We start from the raw sequence: 18,998 nt of genomic DNA on the forward strand, positions 1-18,998 counted from the left end.
GGGCCTTTAGACCGTAAGGGAAGGGAAGTCACATCCTGGTGGGAGTAGGCATATGGCCATCGCGGGTCAGGTCCATGTCATGCAGCGCCAGCCATTCGTCGGCATGGGTGATGCAGGCCTGGCCAAGAAAGGCGTCCGCGGCCGCGATGATCGCCTCGTCATCCAGAATTGCCGGGTCGAGCGGGGCATGCCAGTGAAGGTCGAAGTGGGCGCCCGCTGTTCGTGCTAGATAGAAGGGAGTGAGACGGGCGCCGGTCTTGCGCGCCAGGCGCAGGGCAATCGACAAATTGCCCGACGGCGGCAGCGGTCGGCCGAAGCGCGGAAACCAGACCTGCTGCTCGCGCCGTTCGTCGACCAGAATATAGAGCATCGCCCGGTTCTTGGCCAAATGGCGCATGATCTCACGCGCGGCGCCGCCGCTACCCGTGATCGCTTCCCCCATATAGCTTTGTCGCGCACGCTTGAGCTGAGCGGCGACGCGCGGATCCTCCGGCGGGTCGTAGACCCCCAGCGGCGGCCGGTCGGTCGCGTCCTTGAGGTGGGCAGCCATCAGATCCCAATTGCCCATATGGGTGGTGAGGAAGATCATGGGACCGGGCATGTCGAGCACCGTCCGATAGCCCGCGGCATCGATCACCCGGACATGGCGGGGACTTACCAGTCGGTCGATATTGGCGAGTTCGGCCAACGTGCGGCCAATGTTGAACCAGCGCCTCGTCAGGATCGCCTCCCGATCGGCTTCCGGCAGATCGGGCCGCAACAGCGCCAGATTGGCGCGTGCACGGGCATCGCGGAGTTTCATGCGGGGGCGGGCAAGCCGAACGGACAACCAGCCACCAAGCCAGGATGCCAGGCTGGCAGGGAGGTGGTGGAGCAGGGTGAAGAGAAAGGGGTTGGAGAGCATGGTCCTGACCGTCATACAGGACCGGTTGAGGCGGTAAAGAGCCGCAAAGGGGGCTGGTGGTGACGATGATGCTGGCGCTGTGGCTGCTGCTCCAGGCGCTGAGCCTGATGGGCGTGGTCAATTATTGGCGTCATCTGCCGGCGGACCGGCAGGAGGAGGCGCCCGACGGCGCGGTCATGATCCTGTCGGTGCGTGACGACTGGGATGGTGACAGCGAACTTGTCACCCGGCTGAAGGCGCAGAACGCGCCGTTCCGTTTGCTGCTCGCGACCTCCGGCGCCTGTGCGGTGGCGGAGGCGCTGGCTGCGGCCGAGCCGGATTGGGTGCAGATCGTGCGCGCCGGCGTGGCGCGCGACGAGGGGCAGAAGGTCCACAAGCTGCGGGCGGCTCTCAAGGCGCTGCGCGACGCGGATCGTTACCTGATCTTCATCGATGCGGATATCGAGCCGCCGGCGCGGCTGGCCGGGCGGCTGCTCTTCCCACTGGTGCGGGGCAAGGCGGATATCGTGACAGGCTATCGGCTGCTGCTGCCGGCCGGGCTGGGCATGCCGGCGCTGGTAGGCGCGGTCGAACTGCAACTGGCGACGCTGCCGCGTGCAGCCAGTTCCACCATGCCCTGGGGCGGGGCAATGGCGATGACGCGCGCCGCCGCCGAGCGGATCGATATCGATGCGGCGCTGGCCGGGCGCCTGTCCGACGACATGGCGATCGGACTGGCTGGATGGCGCGCGAAGCTGCGGATGCGGCCGGTGCGCGACCTGCTGGTGGCGAGCCCGCTGGACGGAAGTTTGGGCGCGCTCTGGAATTTTGGCGTGCGTCAATATCGGCATATCCTCACCAACAGCCCGCGCATGTGGGCGGTGGCGACCGGCGCGGTCGCGCTGCAATCGGTGTTCTGGCTGTGGGCGCTGGGCTGGGGCGGCTGGCCAGCGATCGCGATCGGCTATGGCGCGGCCTGGGGCCGGGCGGCGACGCGGCGGCGGACATTGGCGGTCGTGCTGGAGCCAGAGCAGGCGGCGCGTGCGCGACGATCGCTCTGGTGGGATATGGTGACGCCCTTTGCCGTCTGCTGGGCGCATCTGGCCGTGCAGCTACAGGCTGCCACATCCAATCGCATCAATTGGGGCGGCTGGACCTATCGCGTCGTGCGTGGCCGGGTGGTGGAGATGGGGCGGGGGTAGTCCCCTTCTTCCCCGAGGCTGGCTCGGGGAAAAAGGGGAATGGATCAGAACCCGGCCGGGAACAAATGATTGCCGGCGTCGTCGAGGCGCAGGATCACCTTGCCGGCGACGGCGCTGGTCGGCAGGTCGCCATAGAGATGGGGGAAGAGCGCGCCGCCGCGCGACACTTCCCATTTGATCGCCTCGCCAAAGGGGGCGAGGTCGATCATCAGCATCACCAGCCGATCCTGTCCCGCGAAATGCTTGGCCGCCGTTTCGGCCGCCTGATCGCGCGTGGACATGTGGATATAGCCGTCCTGCAGGTCGATCGGCGCGCCCTTGAACACGCCGTCTGCCTTGAACTGGTCATATTGCTCGGCAGTCAGGATCTTGTAGGCGAAGAGCTCGCTCACGCTTCGCCACCCTCGCTGCCAGTTTCCGGGGCCGCTTCGGGCGCGCCCTCGACGGAGCCTTCTACCGCTGCCTCGGCATTGTCATCTTCGCCGTCCTCGATCCGGGCGGTGGACACGACATGCTCGTCCTTGGCGACGTTGAACAGGCGCACGCCGGCCGAGTTGCGGCCGATGACGCGCATCGACGACAGGCCCATGCGGATCAGCTTGGCCTGATCGGTGACGAGCATCAGATGATCCTCATGCGCGACCGGGAAGCTGCCGACGACCAGGCCGTTGCGGGCGATATTGTCGATATTGGTGATGCCCTGGCCGCCGCGACCGGTGCGGCGATAATCATAGGCCGAACTGATCTTGCCATAGCCGTTGGCGCAGACAGTCAGGATGAACTGTTCCGCCTGGGCAAAGGCGGCCATGCGTTCGGCGCTGTTGATCGCCGGGGTCGCCTCATTTTCCTTCCAGGGGGCAGCGCGCAGATAGTCGTCGCGTTCCTCGGTGGTCGCGTCGAAGCCCTTGAGGATCGAGAGCGAGATGACCTCATCGCCATCCTTCAGCGTCATGCCGCGCACGCCGGTCGAGGTGCGGCTCTGGAATTCGCGCACGTCGGTGGCGGCGAAGCGGATCGCGCGGCCCTGGCGGGTGGCGAGCAGCACGTCATCCTCTTCGGTCAGCAGGGCGACGCCGATCAGGCGATCGTCGCTGCCTTCGTCAAAGCGCATGGCGAGCTTGCCGTTGCTGGGCACATTGGCGAAGGCATCCATGCTGTTGCGGCGCACGGTGCCGTTCGCGGTGGCGAACATGACGTGCAGTTCCTTCCAGCTTTCCTCGTCCTCTGGGAGCGGCAGCACGGTCTGGATGGTTTCGCCCGGTGCCAGCGGCAGCAGGTTGATCATCGGCCGGCCACGGGTGGCGGGGCCGCCCTCGGGCAGGCGCCAGACCTTGAGGCGATAGACCTTGCCGGCGGTCGAGAAGAACAGCACCGGCGTGTGCGTCGAGGTGACGAACAATTCGGTGACGGCGTCCTCATCCTTGGTCGCCATGCCCGAACGGCCCTTGCCGCCACGGCCCTGGGCGCGGAAGCTTTCGAGCGGGGTGCGCTTGATATAGCCCTGCACGGTGACGGTGACGACCATCTCCTCGCGCTCGATCAGATCCTCGTCATCAATGCCGTCGGCGGCAGGGGCGATGACCGACACGCGCGGCGTGGCGAATTCGCTCTCGATCGCCTCGAACTCTTCGCGCATCACGGCGTAGAGCTTCACCCGGTCACCCAGGATGGCGAGATATTCGGCGATCGCTTCGGCCAGTTCGGCCAGTTCCTTGCCGATTTCGTCACGGCCGAGCGCGGTCAGGCGGTGGAGGCGCAGGTCGAGGATGGCGCGGACCTGCACGTCGCTGAGCTTGTAGCTCTCACCGCTGACTTCGGTCTCGATCGCCTCGACCAGGGCGAGATAGGGCGCGATCTCGCCGATCGGCCATTCGCGCGCCAGCAGCGATTCGCGGGCGGCGGCCGGGCTGGCCGAGCCGCGGATGATCTTCACCACCTCGTCGAGGTTGGTGACCGCGACGACCAGGCCGAGCAAGATATGGGCGCGGTCGCGCGCCTTGTTCAGCTCGAACTTGGTGCGGCGGGTGATGACCTCTTCGCGGAACTTGACGAAGGCTTCGATGATGTCGCGCAGGCCGAGCAGTTCCGGGCGGCCGCCACGGATCGCCAGCATGTTGGCGGGGAAGCTCGACTGGGCCGGGGTGTTGCGCCACAGCTGGTTGAGGACGACGTCCGGGGTGGCGTCGCGCTTCAGGTCCATGACGATGCGCACGCCTTCGCGGCTCGATTCGTCACGAATGTCGCTGATGCCCTCGATCCGCTTGTCCTTGGCGGCTTCGGCGATCTTTTCGACCAGGCCGCTCTTGCCGACCTGATAGGGGATGGAGGTGAGGACGATCGAGCGACGGTCGCCGCGGCCTTCCTCCACCTCGTGCCGGGCGCGCATCAGGATCGAGCCGCGGCCGGTATGATAGGCGTTGCGGGCGCCCGACTGGCCCAGGATCAGCGGCGCGGTCGGGAAATCGGGACCGGGGACGATCTGGATCAGTTCGTCGGTCGAGATTGCCGGGTTTTCGATATAGGCAAGGCAGGCGCGCAGCACTTCGCCGAGGTTATGCGGCGGGATGTTGGTCGCCATGCCGACGGCGATGCCGCCGGCGCCGTTGACCAGCAGGTTGGGGAAGCGGGCGGGCAGCACCTGCGGCTCGCTTTCCGACGCGTCATAGTTGGGGGTGAAGTCGACGGTGTCCTTGTCGAGATCTTCCAGCAGCGCGGTCGCGACCTTGGCCAGGCGCGCTTCGGTGTACCGCATGGCTGCTGGCGGATCGGGGTCCATCGAACCGAAGTTCCCCTGACCATCGATCAGCGGCACGCGCATCGACCAGTCCTGGGTCATGCGGGCCAAGGCGTCGTAGATCGAGCTGTCGCCATGGGGGTGATATTTACCCATGACTTCACCGACCAGACGGGCCGACTTGCGATAGGGGCGGTTGTAGACGAAGCCCGATTCCTGGGCCGAGAAGAGAATGCGGCGATGCACCGGCTTCAGGCCGTCGCGCACGTCCGGCAGGGCGCGGGAGACGATCACAGACATGGCATAGTCGAGATAGCTCGACTTCATCTCATCAACGATGCTGATGGGGCTGATGTCCGAAGGGTCGGCGAGGACGGTCTCGTCGGTCAAGGCGATTCTCTTTTTGGATGGGTGTGATGCGTTGCCACTGCACTAGCCGAGCGAAACAAATCTGTCACCCCTCGCGCGCGCCCGCGCGCCCGCATGTGCAGCCAAGGCGGTGATTGGCGGGCGCGAAGAAAAGCGGAACGAAGCGGCAGCATGACAGTTGCAAAATGCGCGGATATAGGCTTGTTCAAAGCCCGTTCACGCGCCGACCCCTAATCGGCGTTCAACCCGGATGTCGCCTGTGGTCCCCTGTCAGGCGCGAAAAGGAGATGAGGATCATGCGTTTTGTTACCCCGCTGTCGCTCGCGCTGGCTCTGGCGCTGACCGGCGGCGCCGTTTCGGCTCCCGCCTCCGCCGCGAAGAAGGAAGAAAAGCCGGCCGGCCGCAAGCTGAACGTGTCGCCCGAAGTGCTCAAGTCGCTCCAGGCGGCCCAGAAGGCGTCCGATGCCCAGGATTTCGCCGGTGCCAAGACGGCGCTGACCGAGGCTGACGGCAAGGCGGCGTCGAACGACGACAAGTACCAGATCGGCGCGATCAAGCTGAACACCGGCATCCAGAGCAAGGATGACGCGCTGAAGATGGAAGGCCTCAACCAGATGCTCGACAGCGGCCTGACGCCGCCCGAGCAGACCGGCCAGTTCAACATGGTGGCGGCCGATGCGGCTCTCGCCCAGAAGAATTACGACGTCGCGATTTCGCGTGGCCAGGCGGCGCTGGCTGCCGGCTACAAGGCGGAACAGGTCAACCCGACCATCGCCCAGGCCTATTTCGGCAAGGCCGGCACCGGCAATGCCTCGGCCGAGCCGGCGCGTGGCTTCAACCAGCAGGGCCTCGCTGCGCTGAAGGCTGCGGCTGACGCGACCAAGGCGTCGGGCCAGCCCGTGCCGGCGCAATGGTATCAGATCGGCGTCAGCCGTGCGGCTGCCGCGCGCCTGCCGGAAGTCACCGATTGGGCCAAGTGGGCCTATGCCGCCAATCCGAGCGGTGAAAATCTGCGCACGCTGATCCGCCTGTTCCAGCAGGCGAACCCGAACATCACCAACCGCGAGAATCTGGACGTGCTGCGCCTGATGTCGGCGGCCAAGGGTCTGGTGGTCGCTGCCGACTTCACCGAACTGGCCGAAATGGCGTCGAAGACGGGCATCTATGGTGAGGTCAAGTCGACGATCGACGCCGGCCGCGCCAAGGGCGTGCTGAACGCCAGCCAGGCGGGCGACATCTATCAGGCCGCCGTGGGCCGCATTCCCGGCGACAAGTCGTCGCTGGGTGCCGCCGAAGCGGATGCCGGCAAGGCTGCCAATGGCAAGGTCGCGGCTGCGACCGGCGACGCCTATCTGGGCTATGGCGACTATGCCAAGGCGGCGGCGATGTTCGAACTGGCCAAGCAGAAGGGCGGCGTCGACGCCGACGAGATCAACACCCGCCTGGGCATTGCCAAGACCATGGGTGGCGACAATGCCGGCGCCAAGTCGGCGTTCGAGGCAGTCCAGGGCGGTGCGCGCAAGCAGATCGCCGATCTGTGGCTGACCTATCTGGGCACCAAGGCCTGAATCTAGTATAAGGCGCGCAGATCGTCGCTGGTTCGGCGGTCTGTGCGCCTTCATTTTTTTGAATGACCGGCCGGGGGCCGGGATATTGCAGTGGGGGAGGCCTGTCATGGCCAAGCGGAATCCTGTTTTTCTGACTATCGGACTGCCGGTCGTGCTGGCCGGCGCCATGCTGGCGACGCCGGCTGCGGCCAAGAAGAAGATCGTGGTGGCAGGGCCGCCGATCGAGATGTCGGACGCCTTCCGCGCCGATGTGCAGGCCGCAGAAACCGCGATCAAGGCGCGTGACGCATCGACCGCCAATCTGCGCATCGCCGCGCTCAATCCGACCACCGACATGGAGGCCTATGCCGCGGCCGGCCTGCGCTTCGAGGTGGCGGTGCTGCGCCGGGATATCCAGGCTCAGCGGATCGCGCTGACCGACATGTTCAAGACCAGTTCGGTGCCCAAGGCGGACGCGCCGCGCCTGCGCTTCATCGCCGGCTATCTGTCCTACATGGTCGCGAACTATACCGATGCGGTGGCGCAGCTCGATTATGCCAAGACGCTGGGCTATTCGGGCATCGACGCCACTATGCTGCGCGCCGACATCGCGATGCGCAAGAACAAGTCCAAGGAAGCCCGCACCTATGTGCAGGAGGCGCTGGCGCAGCAGAAGGCATCGGGTCAGCCGATCCCGGCCGCCTGGTATGACCGCGCCATCTCCATGGCCTATCAGGCCAATGACTGGGATGAGGTGAGCAGCCTCTATCGCGAGCGGCTGGAAGTCTATCCGTCGACCCCCGAATGGCGTTCGGCGCTGACCAACTATCTGGCCGGCCAGGAAAGCGACCCGCAGGTCCAGCTCGACCTTTATCGCCTGCAGGCCGCTAATGGCGCGATGGCGAGCGAGCGCGATTACCAGACCTATGCCCAGCTGGCCGAGAAGACCGGCAATTTTGCCGAAGCCAAGGCGATCATCGAGGCGGGCCGTTCGGCCGGCAAGCTGACCACCAGCCAGGCGACCACGGCGCAGCTGCTGAAGGCGGTGACGCCCAAGGCGACCAAGGATATCGCCGCCATGCCCGCGCTGGCGAAGAAGGCGGCGGCGGCGAGCGATGGCAAGGCGGCGCTGAATGCGGCCGACGGCTATTTCTCGCTCGGTCAATATCCGCAGGCGGTGGAGCAGTATCGGCTGGCGCTGAGCAAGGGCGGGGTCGATCAGGGCCATGCCAATGCGCGCCTGGGCATCGCGCTGGCCCGTTCGGGCGATCTGGCCGGTGGCAAGACCACGCTGGCCCAGGTGACCAGCGGCAACTGGAGCAATGTCGCCGGCTTCTGGTCGGTCTGGGTCGATCTGCAGCATCGCAAGTCGGCGCAGCAGGGCACGGCGCAGACCGCCAGCTGATCGCGGCGCGACATGACAGGAAAAAGGGCCGGTCCCCCCGTGGGGCCGGCCCTTTTTCGTTGCGCCTGCGTGCCGGCTGTCGCGAACTGGCCGGATCAGACCGGCAGCGGGACGCCGGGCAGATTCTTCGACGTGCGGATCGTCAGCGACGTCTTGACGCTTACCACATTGGGTGCCGGTGTCAGCTTCGACGTCAGGAATTGCTGGAAGCTCTGCAGGTCGCGCGCGACCACCTTCAGGATGAAGTCGATCTCGCCGTTCAGCATATGGCATTCGCGCACTTCGGGCAGGGCGTCGACATGGTCCTGGAACGCCTTCAGATCGGCCTCGGCCTGGCTCTTGAGGCTGACCATCGCGAACACGGTGATGGTGTAGCCCAGCATCGCCGGATCGACCACGGCATGATAGGCGGTGATGGCGCCGGCTTCTTCCAGCGCGCGGACGCGGCGCAGGCACGGCGGTGCCGTCAGCCCGACCTTCCGCGCCAGATCCACATTGGTCATCCTGCCATTGTCCTGCAATTCGCCCAGGATCTGCAGGTCGATGTCGTCGATATTGGGCCCCGCCATCAGATTGATTATTTCCTTACCTGTTACTGCGGGCGCATCATAATAATATTTCAGCGCAATGCAATTGTCCCACTATGCGACGCTCATATTGTGCGTCGAAATCACGCTTTCGCTTTGGGTAAGGACTGCTTATCGGTTAGGATGTAACGAACAGCGATGCGGGCATGCCGCCTGTTACCGCTTGAATATGGGGACTTTGGTTGCGCTTCAACGACATCATGCAAACCGTGCTGGCTGCCGACGATCGCAGCGGCGTGGGCGCGGTGACGCTGTGGCGGCAATGCGTCGACCTGCTGGCGCAGCATGATCGTTATGATCGTCCCCCCATGGACGCACCCGATCGCGAGGCTCTGCTCGGCCGATTGGCGCAGTTGCGGCCGCAACTGTCTGAAATGCAGCGAATCGCGACCGTCGTCGAACTGGGCGGCCGGCTGCGTTCGGCCAGCCTGATCCGCTTCTTTGCCGGTGACCGTCCGGCGATCGCCGGCGCGGCGATGGCACGCGCACGCCTGTCCGATCCGCTCTGGGCCGCGCTGCTGCCGCACCTCAGCCCCACGGCGCGCGGTGTGCTGCGCGGCCGTCGCGACATCGGCCCCGAAACGCGGCAGGGGCTCGAAGCGTTTGGCCCGACCGACCTGGTGCTGACCAGCGGCACGAGCGTCCGTGAGACCGACATGCTGCTGACCGCGGACATGGCGCTCGCGCCTGAGCCCGTCGTCGAGCCGGAAGTTGCGCCGCAGCCGGTGGCCGAACCCGGCCCCGACCAGATCCGCAACTTGGTCGATCGCATCGCGCGCTTCACCAGCACCCGGCGTCCGCCCGAAGAGGCGCCGCCGCAGGACATCATCGTTGCGCCGGTGACGCAGCCCGCGCTGCGCGCCGAACAGCCGCATTTCTTCGCGTTCGAGACGGATTCGACCGGCGTGCTAGTCTGGGTGGACCAGGGACCGCGTGCCGCGCTGGTCGGCCTGTCGCTTGGCGAAATCGCGCTCGAAGGGGCGAGCGGTCCCGATGGCCATGTCGCCGGCGCGTTCCAGCGCCGCAGCGGCTTCCAGAATGGCCGTTTCACCATCATCGGTGGGATGATGGCAGGCGAATGGCGCCTGTCGGCAACCCCCTTCTTCGATCCGCGGTCCGGTCGATTCCAGGGCTATCGCGGTCAGGCGCGGCGCCCCTATCTGCACGAAGTGGCGACGACGCCGTCGGGACCGGTGACGATTGCCGGCCTGTCGGCGGATTCCCTGCGCCAGCTGGTGCATGAACTGCGCACGCCGCTGAACGCGATCCTGGGCTTTGCCGAGATTATCGAACAGGAATTGTTCGGCCCGGCCGGCGTCGAATATCGCGAGATGGCCGGCAATATCGCGGTCGATGCGCGCCATCTGCTGGCGGCGTTCGACGATCTGGATCTGGCGGCGAAGGTGTCGCGGGGCGATGGCATCGGTGCGCCGCAGACGATCGATCCGGCATTGCTGGTGATGCAGGTCGCTGCCCGTTTCCGCGATCAGGATGGTCGGGCGGTGACGCCGATCGACATCGCCGTTTCGCAGGATCTGCCACAGATCAGCATCGATCCGGTGCAGGGCGAGCGCATGGTGCAGCATCTGCTGCGTACGCTGATTTCCGTCGCGCCCGAGGGCGAGGCGGTAACGGGCGCCTGCTGGTTCCAGCCCGATGGCGCGTCGGGCAAGGTGGTGCTGGCGATCGATCGCCCGTCGACGCTGAGCGGCATGGACGAGGCGCATCTGCTCGATCCGGGCTATACGCCCGAGGGCGACTGGGCGGATGGGCCGTTGCTGGGGCTGGGCTTCTCGCTGCGTCTGATCCGCAGTCTGGCGGCCGGTTGCGGCGGCAGCCTGGATGTCGGGCCGGACCGTTTCCTGCTGCGCATCCCGGTTGACGGGATGGAAGAGGATGTCGTTGGCAATGGCTGATTTTCGGGCTGGTCGGGCGCGGGCTTGACCGGAACGAAACCCTATCGCAACCATTGCGGGATAGGGAAGGGCGATGCAATCAGCTCATCATCATGACGGCAATCTGCTTCGGGCGCCGCTGCCCGAGGACATGATTGCGCTTCCTGCCGCGTTCGGCACCCGTTTCATGCTGTTCGTCGATACCGAAGAGGAATTCGACTGGAATGCGCCCTTCCGCCGGGAAGGCCATGGCGTGACGGCGCTGGCCGGCATGGCGCGCGGTCAGGCCTATTTTGCGGCGGCCGGGGTGAAGCCCGTCTATGTGACCGACTATCCGGTGGTGGACAGCGATGCGGCCGCCGGGATGATGGGGGCGTGGGTGGCAGCGGGCGAGGCCGATGTCGGCGCGCATCTCCACCCCTGGGTCAATCCGCCCCATGTCGAGGATGTGAACGCCGCCAATTCCTATGTCGGTTCGCTGCCCGAGGCGGTGGAAGCAGCCAAGCTGGAGGCGCTGTGCCGGCGGATCGAGGATCGCTTCGGTCAGCGGCCGATCGCCTATCGGGCGGGGCGCTATGGCGTCGGCCCCAACAGTGCGCGGCTGCTGGAGGCGGCGGGCTTTCGCCTCGATACCTCGGTGCGCAGTCGGTTCGATTACAGCCATCAACATGGCCCCGATTTCCATGGCCTGCCGCAAAATCCCTATTGGGCGGGGCCGACCCGCAGCCTGGTCGAATTGCCCTTGTCGACGGCGATCACTGGTCTTTTGCGTGGCGGGGGCGAAGGGCTTTATCGCGCGACCCAGGCGATGGGGCCGCTGGCCGGCGCACTGGCGCGGGCGCGGATGCTTTCGCGCGTGCCGCTGACGCCAGAAGGCATCACCTCGGCCGAAGCGACGGCGGCGATCGATGCGCTGATTGAGGAAGGCGTGCGCGTCCTCAATTTCAGTTTCCATTCGCCCACGCTGGAGCCGGGCCACACGCCCTATGTTCGTGACGAGGCCGATCGCACCGCCTTCTACGGCTGGTGGGATAGGGTGCTGAGCCATCTGGCGCGGCGCGGCGTGGCGGCGGTCAGCCTGGATCAGTTGCTGGATGCCATTCCGGCGCGCGGGAAGGCTTGCCAAGTCGCCTGATGCTCCTTATCGCCGCGTTCAAGGTGGGGCCTGTAGCTCAATGGTTAGAGCTGGCCGCTCATAACGGCTAGGTTGCGGGTTCGAGTCCTGCCGGGCCCACCAACTCTCGATTTCATGATGATCATATGATATCGTAAATCTCCTTTAATCAGAGGTTTACGATCCGATCTTCATCCAGAATGTAGCAAGACGTTTCAGGGCATCTCGCGAATCTGGGGGTATCGGTGGGGGTATCGAAACCACATTTGGGGGTATCGATGACTCTGACTTTTGCCATGGCCCGCAATGCGGCCGCGACCGGGAAAAACTACAAGCTAGCCGATGAAAAGGGCCTATTCCTTTACGTTACGAAGGCTGGTGCGAAATCCTGGCGATTCAAATACCGATTCGGTGAAAAGGAAAAGCTGCTCACCTTCGGCCTGTTTCCCGAAGTCGGCCTCGCCGAGGCGCGTGACCGACAATCGCAGGCGCGTGCGATGCTACGTGATGGTCTGGATCCGGCAGTCGAACTTGAGCGCCGCCGGCTGATGGCGCTTGCTGCTGCCGATGCCACATTTCAGGCTAAGACGGAGGAATGGCTCGATGACAAGCGGCCCCTATGGTCGGCGGCCAATGCCTTCAGGGTCCGGTCGAGGCTCGAGAAGGACATTTTTCCTGTTTTTGGACATTTGCCGGTCAGCCAGTTGAGCAGTGAGCTTGTGCTGCTTGCCCTCAGGCGGATCGAACAGCGCGGCGCGATTGAAACCGCCAAGCGCGTTCGCGGTTATGTGCTTGGCGTGCTCAAGCGCGCCCGGGCGGAAGGTCTCGTCTCTACCGAGCTTGTCGTGAGCGTCGAAATCATCCGCGATGCGCTGCGGCCTTCTCCGCCCGGTATAAAGCAGCCGGCCCTTACGCGAGTGCCTCAACTGATAGAGTTCCAGCGGCGTGTCGACCTGTCTACCGGCAGCGCGCAGACCCGGCTTGCGTCGCGTCTACTGGCGCTCAGCGCCGTTCGAGTCGGGGTCTTGCGAACCGCTCGTTGGGAAGAGATTGAGGGTATCGACTGGAGCGACCCGGATCGCCCTTGTCCCGCGGCACTGTGGCGTATTCCTGCAGCCCGGATGAAACTGGCTGTGGAGGATAAGGCTAATCCGATTTTTGGCCATGACGTCCCGCTCTCCCGGCAGGCAGTCGCAACGCTTCACGCTATTCGTGCGCTAACCGGTCAGTTCGCCCTTCTCTTCCCAAGCAGCAGGACATGGCGGGAGCCGATGAGTGATGCTGCGATCAGCACCCTGTATAAGCGACTATGGGGTGGCGTTTATAAGGGACGCATGGTCCCGCATGGTTGGCGTTCTGCATTCTCGACTGTGATGAACGAGAGAGCCGCAGAACTGGAGCGTGACGGGGATCGAATGATCATTGATCTTGTCCTTGCCCATGTCCCTAAAGGCACATCGGCATCGGAGTGGGCGTATAATAGGGCCCGCTATTTCAAACCCCGCCGGGAAATGCTGCAAAGCTGGGCGGACCTGATCATGGACGGCCTCCAGCACCCCAACGCTATTATCGGGCTCGACACCAGCGTAGCTGGCCCGGAACGATCTGCTTCGAACGTGTTGCAATTCCGGCGTTAACCGATCTGATCAGACGCTTTTGACAGAAGGTTTGTCGCGATTTGCTGGCTCTGCGCCATCGCGCCCGAATTTTCACGCTCTAGCCTAGCGCCGGAGACGAAACTCGACAATTTCGAAAGCCCAGATCGTCGTCAATGACGAGTGCGGAAAGGTCACCATCGATGATGAGGACGGAGCCTGGCGCTTCATAACGCCGACCCAGTGAGGAGGGCTGTGACTGCAGGATGAGCCTGCGTGCCCCAATCGTAACCACCACATGGTCCTTGCCGAGTGCAGCCTGGAAGCTGCGGCCACGATCGCACCGGAAGGATATCCGCTCATTCTGGGAGGCATGAGCGGTCAATGGCGCTGCAGCGATGAAGATGGCCATTGCGGCCACGCAGGATTTGAAGAGTGACGCTGTCAAAGATCGATCCATGCACATGTCAACATTCGCATTTTCGCAGCGTTCCGAAAAATTACAGCGGCGCTGCAAAAGAGCCGAAGAGCATGGCTGGGAGACGGTGCGGGAACCGCGCTAGGCCCCAGCTGTTCGATAAGCTGGCCGGTGAGCAAGACCCGCGCGCAGGTCCGATTTTTCAGCGAGAGGGCGTGTTCATGGGTGAAATTGACAAGGTTGAACATAATGGAGGCGAAAGCCGTTATGAATTGAATGTCGATAGTCAGGTCGCGATTGCAGACTACAAGCGACGTGATGGGGCTTTGCTATTCACTCACACGCAGGTGCCGGCCGCGCTAGAAGGGCAGGGTATTGGCTCCAAGCTTATTGGCGGTGCTCTACAGGATGCCCGGTCGAAAGGACTCAAGGTCGTACCCTTGTGCGCATTCGTCGCTGCTTATTTAGAGCGTCATCCTGAAGAGCAGGATTTGCTGGCGGTTGACGCCCCGGGCTGAGGGAGCGAACGCACGCCCGATCGCAACCGAGCCACCGGCTCGCACGAGCCAGATTCCCGCGCTAGCCCCTCAGTCGGTCGGGATGCCGCTGCAAAGCGCTGTTGAAGGAAACTTGGTACGCCGATGGTCACGGCCACTGGTCACCAATGTCGAGACGATTTGCGTCTCTCTGTTCTAGCGGCAGGCGATTTCCTGCTGCGCCGTCAGGCTCCTGCCGGCATTCCCGCATCCTGATCGGGCGGAAGAGCTATAGGCGTTGCGGCGCAGATTGTGCGCAGCGCCTGTTTTAAACCCTCTTCCACAGTAGGATGATAGAAAGGCATGTTCAGCAACTGCGTGGCGGTGAGGCCACCCTGAACAGCCCAGGCCAGCATATGCGCGAGATGCTCTCCTGCCGGCGCGACAAGGTCGGCGCCTATAAGCCTGCCATCTGGTGCCGCGGCGTACAGCGTAAGAACGCCACGATTTTGTCCATCAACGCGGGCACGCCCCTGGTCACAGAAATCCGCAGTTCCCGTGACCGCGCCGTCTTCCTCAGCCTTGCCTATCCTCGCAAGCACCGGCTCGGTGAATGTGATAGCGAAGGGGGGATTGCGATCTACCGGGATTGGCGCGGGAAACGCCGCGGCGTTGCGCCCGGCGATGGCGCCGTCGTGCGAGGCTTCGTGAAGTAGCGGCAAGTCCCCCGCTGCGTCGCCTGCAAGGAAAACTGCGCTTTCCCCGCAGCGCATCGTTGCTCGATCATGCCTGGGAACCCCATTGTCATCCAGTTCGAGCTGCACGCTTTCGAGTTGGAGGCCATCAAGCTGAGGCTTTCGTCCCACAGCTACCAGCACCTTGTCGAAGAAGGCCTCACCTTCACTCGAGCCAGTCCAGCTCAGCTTTGCCCCATCCTCATCCCGGTGTGGGGTCACATCGACGCCAAGGCGCACCGTCATCTTGTCGTCAAGAATTGCACGCAATTGCGCATGGACCTTTGCGCAACGTATTTTTGCCATGCGCTCGCCCTTGTCGAACAGCGTGACCTCAACACCAAGCTGTGCAAATGCCTGGGCCAGCTCAAGTCCGATGGCGCCTGAACCGATCACTGCGAGGCGTTCTGGCAGATCATCTAGTTCGAATATGGTGTCGCTCGTAAGCGCGGCATCACCTAACACCGAGAATTGCGTCGGCAATATGGGTGCAGAGCCAGTCGCAATGACGATTGTGCGTGCTTCAACCACGCGTCCGTCATCGAGCTGGAGGCGGCCAGCTCCAATAAAACTGGCGCGAGCGCGGACGGCAACTCGCTCAGGTAGGTCTTGGATAGACTCGCGCGTCAGGCGAGCAAACCTGTCTCGTTCCGTACGTACGCGCCGCAGTACAGCAGGCCCATCAATCTTGATGCCTTCTACCACAAGGCCAAAAAGCTTCGCACGCCTGATGCGCTCGGCTTCCCGGCTTGCGGCGATAAGCAATTTGGAGGGCATGCAACCAACCTGTGCGCAGGTCGTCCCGCCAAATTCAGGGTCGATGAGCAGCGTCGAGGCTCCATTCTTGCGGGCGGCACGCTCCGCTGCAAGACCCGCTGTGCCACCGCCGATCACTGCCACGTCGCAGCAAAGCGTGGTCGTCATGCGCCGCGTCCAGCAATCTTGATCGACTTGACGTTGACAAACTCCTTGAGCCCCTCGGGCCCATGCTCGCGACCATAGCCCGACATCTTGACGCCGCCGAACGGCAGATCCGGCGAGGCAACGTCGAAACTGTTGATGAATATCATTCCGGTATCGAAATGCTTTGCGGCCAGTTCGCGCGCGCGATCTACGTCGCGGCTGAAGATACCGCCACCAAGCCCGTAGCGGCTGTCATTTGCAATTCGCATCGCATCCTCGTCATCCTTGGCGCGGATAATCGAGGCCACTGGCCCGAATAGTTCATCATCATAGGCGGGCTGCCCCGGCGCAACGTCGACGAGAACTGTAGCAGGATAGAACCAGCCAATACGCTCAGGCACTTCTCCGCCGACCAGAAGGCGGGCGCCCTTTTCCACGCTGTCTGCCACCTGTTGATGCAGCTTGTCGCGCTGTGCTTTGCTAACCAGTGGCCCGAGCTTTGTCGCCTCTTCCCTGGGATCCCCCATTTGGATGGCTCGGAACTTTTCGACATATGCGTCGACAAAAGCATCGTGATTTTGTTCAGTGACGATGAACCGCTTGGCGTTAACGCAGGTCTGACCATTATTGTAGATGCGGCCCGCCACGCAGGTTTCCACAGCGAGATCAATGTCGGCATCGTCGAGGACAAGGTAAGCGTCGTTGGATCCAAGTTCCAGCACGGTCTTTTTGACGAGCGCGCCAGCTTTGGCTGCAACTGACTTGCCGGCGCGATCGCTTCCGGTCAGGGTGACGGCGCGAACCAGATCATTCTCGATCACCTTGTCGGACTGGTCGTGGGAAATGATCAGGACCGTAAAAAGGCCTTTGGGAAGCCCAGCGCGCTCATACAGATCACGCAGGAACAATCCGCTGCCGGTCTCCGCATGTTTGAGGAGCACGCCATTGCCCGCCATCAGGCTAGCAATCGAGTAACGCACCGCCTGGTAGGCCGGGAAATTCCAAGGCTGAATACCGTAGACGACGCCGATCGGCGCATGGGTGACATAGGCAGTGGCTCCGTCTGCCGAACGCTCCTCGTCGGCCAGAACGTTCGGACCATTTGCCGCCGTATAGTCGCAAATGGCTGCGACCAGATCGACCTCGCTTCGGCTGTCGCCGATCAGCTTACCCACTTCCTGCGTCATCAGAGCCGAAAACTCTTCCTTTGCGTCGCGCAGGGCCTGTCCGATCGCAGCAATAATCGCGGCGCGATCTTCCAGGCTGCGCAAACGCCATTCAAGGAATGAATTGTGACAAGCGGAGATGGCACGAGCCATTTCATCATCGGACATATAGTTGTAAGTGGCGATCAACTCTTCTGTCAGTGGATTTATGGTACGGGCGGTGTTGGCGCTCATGGGGCATGTCCTTGCAATGAAGTGAGGGTCGCGCGGCGTTCAGCCGTAGCGCGTGCGATGTTGTTGGAGCGTCGACCAGATGCCTGCGAGAGCTGCAGTGACCTCAGTTCGCCAACCATCGGTCGGCAGATGGCGCACGGCCGAATGGGCAGCGCATACATAGGGAGCTCCGTACCACCTCTCTGCCAACTCTTGTGCCCACGCGATGAACGCGTCGGCAGCGCCAGGGCGGTGTTGCAATGCCTTTCCCAGCATTGGATGAAAATGCAGCCGTGACTGGGGGAATATGCGGCCGAGCGCACCCGGTGCTGCCAGGACCATCAGCGTGTCATCCACATGAACGATGCCGCTTTGGCGATGTCGTACGAGGACAGAGACAGCATGGACGCGTTCGTCGTTTGTCACCAGATCGAGGCCGGCTGGGATGGAGAATTCGAGATCATTGAACTGAGCCTGCGTTTCAGCATCTTCAATCACAGCCTGTTCCCAAGGTAGTTCAGGCGCCTTCTCATGATGCCGGCGCGTGCCGAACAGCCGGGCATGCGGCGCGAGATCATGGGCTGCAGCGCAATGAAGCGTGTGAAATGGGTGGACGTTGATGATCGTGTCAATCGCCGCGCCGTTATCGGTCAGGCCCAGAACTTTCTCTCGATCGGATCCTGCAACGCCGTAGCTGTCGATCAGAATGAAGCTTCCGTCGCGCTTGCGCACGAGCGATGTTTGCGTGCCGATGTCGAATATCTTGGCGATCTTGAAAGAGCCACGGATGTTCCAGAAATTCTCGTGAAGCTGCTGCATCTATAATGGGATCCACGGGAGAAAAGGCGAGCGTCTGTCTCGCAATGCCGTCATAAAACGCGGCAATTATGTTGGTTCCAGTGGACGTCGATTGGAGCAGACCAAGCGACTTTAGAACGGGTTAGGCGTCTAACGGGCAACCTTGTTCAGTTGGTCGAAAGTTAAGTGCCCAGCTCACCTGTCGACGGCGCCGGGGAGAGGAAAGTGATAGTCCGTGCATCCTGCCCATGCATCCTAAAGGTTGGGAGGCAGACGCAGGCAATCGAATATGGACATGTGATCATCGCCGATGGGACATGCATGCATGCGGCTCCGCGCGCTCCAACCCACTGCTTCGCCCACAAGACTTAAGGGGGCCAAAAGAAGCTGCCCGCCTATCAGACTGGGTAGGTCACACCGTAATGTCGAAGAGATGACACAACAATCCTAGCTTCACTTCTAGTCCGAATTTATCGCATCAACCCAACGATCGCCGCAAACAGAACACCGCAAAGAATGCCAAGCGCCAATGCAGCATCAAACTCTAAGACAGATTGGGCGCGCGTAGGCGGCTCGGTGTCAGGGCGGTTCAACGTTCAAGTCTCCAATCTTTGGGTGGCGGAGGAAACGAACCCTGTTCCAGATTGGTTGCGCAAAATATTCCGAGCGGGATGGGGCTACCGTCGAGTGTACGCGAATGTCGTGGCGTCTCCTGGGCAAATGCGTCGGCAAATGACGGACGCCGCTGTACTCGCCGGGGTAGCTGGGATGGTCGAACGGGTGTTTGAGCCTCTGTTTTCGAGAGTAACTCCATAATGATGATGAATGGGGCAAAATTGTCGTTGGGAGGCTCTTTCTACCAATGACGGACCCGGCCGGTATCGACGTGAATGAAATTGCTTTCGGGATAATAGCCTACACCACCTGCGCGCAGCGAGAGAGCTGCTTTGTGGAGATTG

15 protein-coding genes and 1 tRNA gene are annotated in these 18,998 nt (G+C 62.9%); 8 read left to right on the forward strand and 8 right to left on the reverse strand.

Features of this window, described 5'->3' with window-relative positions; all coding sequences use genetic code 11:
• Positions 1–28 precede the first annotated feature (28 nt).
• The gene (locus ACUCV3_RS25375; protein WP_279731508.1) at positions 29–904 is read right to left on the reverse strand and encodes a lysophospholipid acyltransferase family protein; all 876 of its coding nucleotides are present in this window, start codon (positions 902–904) and stop codon (positions 29–31) included.
• Between the two features lie 65 nt (positions 905–969).
• Here ACUCV3_RS25375 and ACUCV3_RS25380 point away from each other — a divergent pair, with 65 nt between their 5' ends.
• Entirely contained in the window at positions 970–2,085 is a 1,116-nt protein-coding gene (locus ACUCV3_RS25380; protein WP_279731512.1) for a glycosyltransferase family protein, read from the forward strand.
• Positions 2,086–2,129: 44 nt separating this feature from the next.
• On the opposite strand, the gene ACUCV3_RS25385 is transcribed toward ACUCV3_RS25380, so the two are convergent.
• Both ACUCV3_RS25385 and gyrA read right to left on the reverse strand, forming a co-directional pair.
• On the reverse strand, positions 2,130–2,477 hold the full coding sequence (locus tag ACUCV3_RS25385) for a DUF952 domain-containing protein (RefSeq protein WP_278987131.1): 348 nt from the start codon (positions 2,475–2,477) through the stop codon (positions 2,130–2,132).
• Positions 2,474–5,209 (reverse strand): DNA gyrase subunit A, encoded by a 2,736-nt coding sequence (gene gyrA, locus ACUCV3_RS25390; RefSeq protein WP_159366605.1) that lies wholly within the window; start codon positions 5,207–5,209, stop codon positions 2,474–2,476. The genes ACUCV3_RS25385 and gyrA overlap by 4 nt, the downstream gene beginning before the upstream one ends.
• Before the next feature lie 275 nt (positions 5,210–5,484).
• On the opposite strand from gyrA, the gene ACUCV3_RS25395 reads away from it, so the two are divergent.
• Both ACUCV3_RS25395 and ACUCV3_RS25400 read left to right on the forward strand, forming a co-directional pair.
• A complete protein-coding gene (locus ACUCV3_RS25395; RefSeq protein ID WP_004207650.1) occupies positions 5,485–6,756 on the forward strand; it encodes a YfgM family protein in 1,272 nt (423 codons plus the stop codon).
• A gap of 106 nt (positions 6,757–6,862) precedes the next feature.
• Positions 6,863–8,140, forward strand: a complete 1,278-nt coding sequence (locus ACUCV3_RS25400; protein ID WP_099231559.1) for a tetratricopeptide repeat protein — start codon at positions 6,863–6,865, stop codon at positions 8,138–8,140.
• A 95-nt stretch (positions 8,141–8,235) separates the two neighbouring features.
• On the opposite strand, the gene ACUCV3_RS25405 is transcribed toward ACUCV3_RS25400, so the two are convergent.
• Positions 8,236–8,709 (reverse strand): Lrp/AsnC family transcriptional regulator, encoded by a 474-nt coding sequence (locus tag ACUCV3_RS25405; RefSeq protein ID WP_004207648.1) that lies wholly within the window; start codon positions 8,707–8,709, stop codon positions 8,236–8,238.
• A gap of 200 nt (positions 8,710–8,909) precedes the next feature.
• Here ACUCV3_RS25405 and ACUCV3_RS25410 point away from each other — a divergent pair, with 200 nt between their 5' ends.
• From ACUCV3_RS25410 to ACUCV3_RS25430, 5 genes are all read left to right on the forward strand, one after another.
• Positions 8,910–10,643 (forward strand): sensor histidine kinase, encoded by a 1,734-nt coding sequence (locus tag ACUCV3_RS25410; protein WP_279728457.1) that lies wholly within the window; start codon positions 8,910–8,912, stop codon positions 10,641–10,643.
• 73 nt (positions 10,644–10,716) lie between these two features.
• The gene (locus ACUCV3_RS25415; RefSeq protein ID WP_482241332.1) at positions 10,717–11,757 is read left to right on the forward strand and encodes a polysaccharide deacetylase family protein; all 1,041 of its coding nucleotides are present in this window, start codon (positions 10,717–10,719) and stop codon (positions 11,755–11,757) included.
• Between the two features lie 26 nt (positions 11,758–11,783).
• A tRNA-Ile gene (locus ACUCV3_RS25420) sits at positions 11,784–11,859 on the forward strand.
• A 155-nt stretch (positions 11,860–12,014) separates the two neighbouring features.
• Positions 12,015–13,373: a tyrosine-type recombinase/integrase gene (locus ACUCV3_RS25425; RefSeq protein ID WP_048938445.1), complete on the forward strand. Its 1,359-nt coding sequence runs from the start codon at positions 12,015–12,017 to the stop codon at positions 13,371–13,373.
• A gap of 597 nt (positions 13,374–13,970) precedes the next feature.
• Positions 13,971–14,267 (forward strand): GNAT family N-acetyltransferase, encoded by a 297-nt coding sequence (locus ACUCV3_RS25430; protein ID WP_482241333.1) that lies wholly within the window; start codon positions 13,971–13,973, stop codon positions 14,265–14,267.
• Positions 14,268–14,470: 203 nt separating this feature from the next.
• Here the strand turns inward: ACUCV3_RS25430 and ACUCV3_RS25435 are convergent, their stop codons facing one another.
• The 4 genes from ACUCV3_RS25435 to ACUCV3_RS25450 form a co-directional block, all read right to left on the reverse strand.
• The gene (locus ACUCV3_RS25435) at positions 14,471–15,883 is read right to left on the reverse strand and encodes a dihydrolipoyl dehydrogenase (RefSeq protein WP_482241334.1); all 1,413 of its coding nucleotides are present in this window, start codon (positions 15,881–15,883) and stop codon (positions 14,471–14,473) included.
• Entirely contained in the window at positions 15,880–17,262 is a 1,383-nt protein-coding gene (locus ACUCV3_RS25440) for an NAD-dependent succinate-semialdehyde dehydrogenase (protein WP_482241335.1), read from the reverse strand. The genes ACUCV3_RS25435 and ACUCV3_RS25440 overlap by 4 nt, the downstream gene beginning before the upstream one ends.
• Positions 17,263–17,301: 39 nt before the next feature.
• The gene (locus ACUCV3_RS25445; RefSeq protein WP_482241336.1) at positions 17,302–18,060 is read right to left on the reverse strand and encodes a hypothetical protein; all 759 of its coding nucleotides are present in this window, start codon (positions 18,058–18,060) and stop codon (positions 17,302–17,304) included.
• A gap of 835 nt (positions 18,061–18,895) precedes the next feature.
• On the reverse strand, positions 18,896–18,998 hold a 103-nt coding region (locus ACUCV3_RS25450; RefSeq protein WP_482241337.1), incomplete at its 5' end, for a peptidoglycan L,D-endopeptidase MepK.

This window comes from Sphingobium sp. VMM (genome assembly GCF_056790315.1).

What these genes read in the sequence shown, in the direction of transcription:
- ACUCV3_RS25435 (WP_482241334.1), bottom strand. Translation starts at nt 15,883, where the DNA reads ATGACGACCACGCTTTGCTGCGACGTGGCAGTGATCGGCGGTGGCACA.
- ACUCV3_RS25440 (WP_482241335.1), bottom strand. Translation starts at nt 17,262, where the DNA reads ATGAGCGCCAACACCGCCCGTACCATAAATCCACTGACAGAAGAGTTG.
- ACUCV3_RS25400 (WP_099231559.1), top strand. Translation starts at nt 6,863, where the DNA reads ATGGCCAAGCGGAATCCTGTTTTTCTGACTATCGGACTGCCGGTCGTG.
- ACUCV3_RS25380 (WP_279731512.1), top strand. Translation starts at nt 970, where the DNA reads ATGATGCTGGCGCTGTGGCTGCTGCTCCAGGCGCTGAGCCTGATGGGC.
- ACUCV3_RS25425 (WP_048938445.1), top strand. Translation starts at nt 12,015, where the DNA reads ATGACTCTGACTTTTGCCATGGCCCGCAATGCGGCCGCGACCGGGAAA.
- ACUCV3_RS25395 (WP_004207650.1), top strand. Translation starts at nt 5,485, where the DNA reads ATGCGTTTTGTTACCCCGCTGTCGCTCGCGCTGGCTCTGGCGCTGACC.
- ACUCV3_RS25445 (WP_482241336.1), bottom strand. Translation starts at nt 18,060, where the DNA reads ATGCAGCAGCTTCACGAGAATTTCTGGAACATCCGTGGCTCTTTCAAG.
- ACUCV3_RS25405 (WP_004207648.1), bottom strand. Translation starts at nt 8,709, where the DNA reads ATGGCGGGGCCCAATATCGACGACATCGACCTGCAGATCCTGGGCGAA.
- ACUCV3_RS25375 (WP_279731508.1), bottom strand. Translation starts at nt 904, where the DNA reads ATGCTCTCCAACCCCTTTCTCTTCACCCTGCTCCACCACCTCCCTGCC.
- ACUCV3_RS25415 (WP_482241332.1), top strand. Translation starts at nt 10,717, where the DNA reads ATGCAATCAGCTCATCATCATGACGGCAATCTGCTTCGGGCGCCGCTG.
- ACUCV3_RS25430 (WP_482241333.1), top strand. Translation starts at nt 13,971, where the DNA reads ATGGGTGAAATTGACAAGGTTGAACATAATGGAGGCGAAAGCCGTTAT.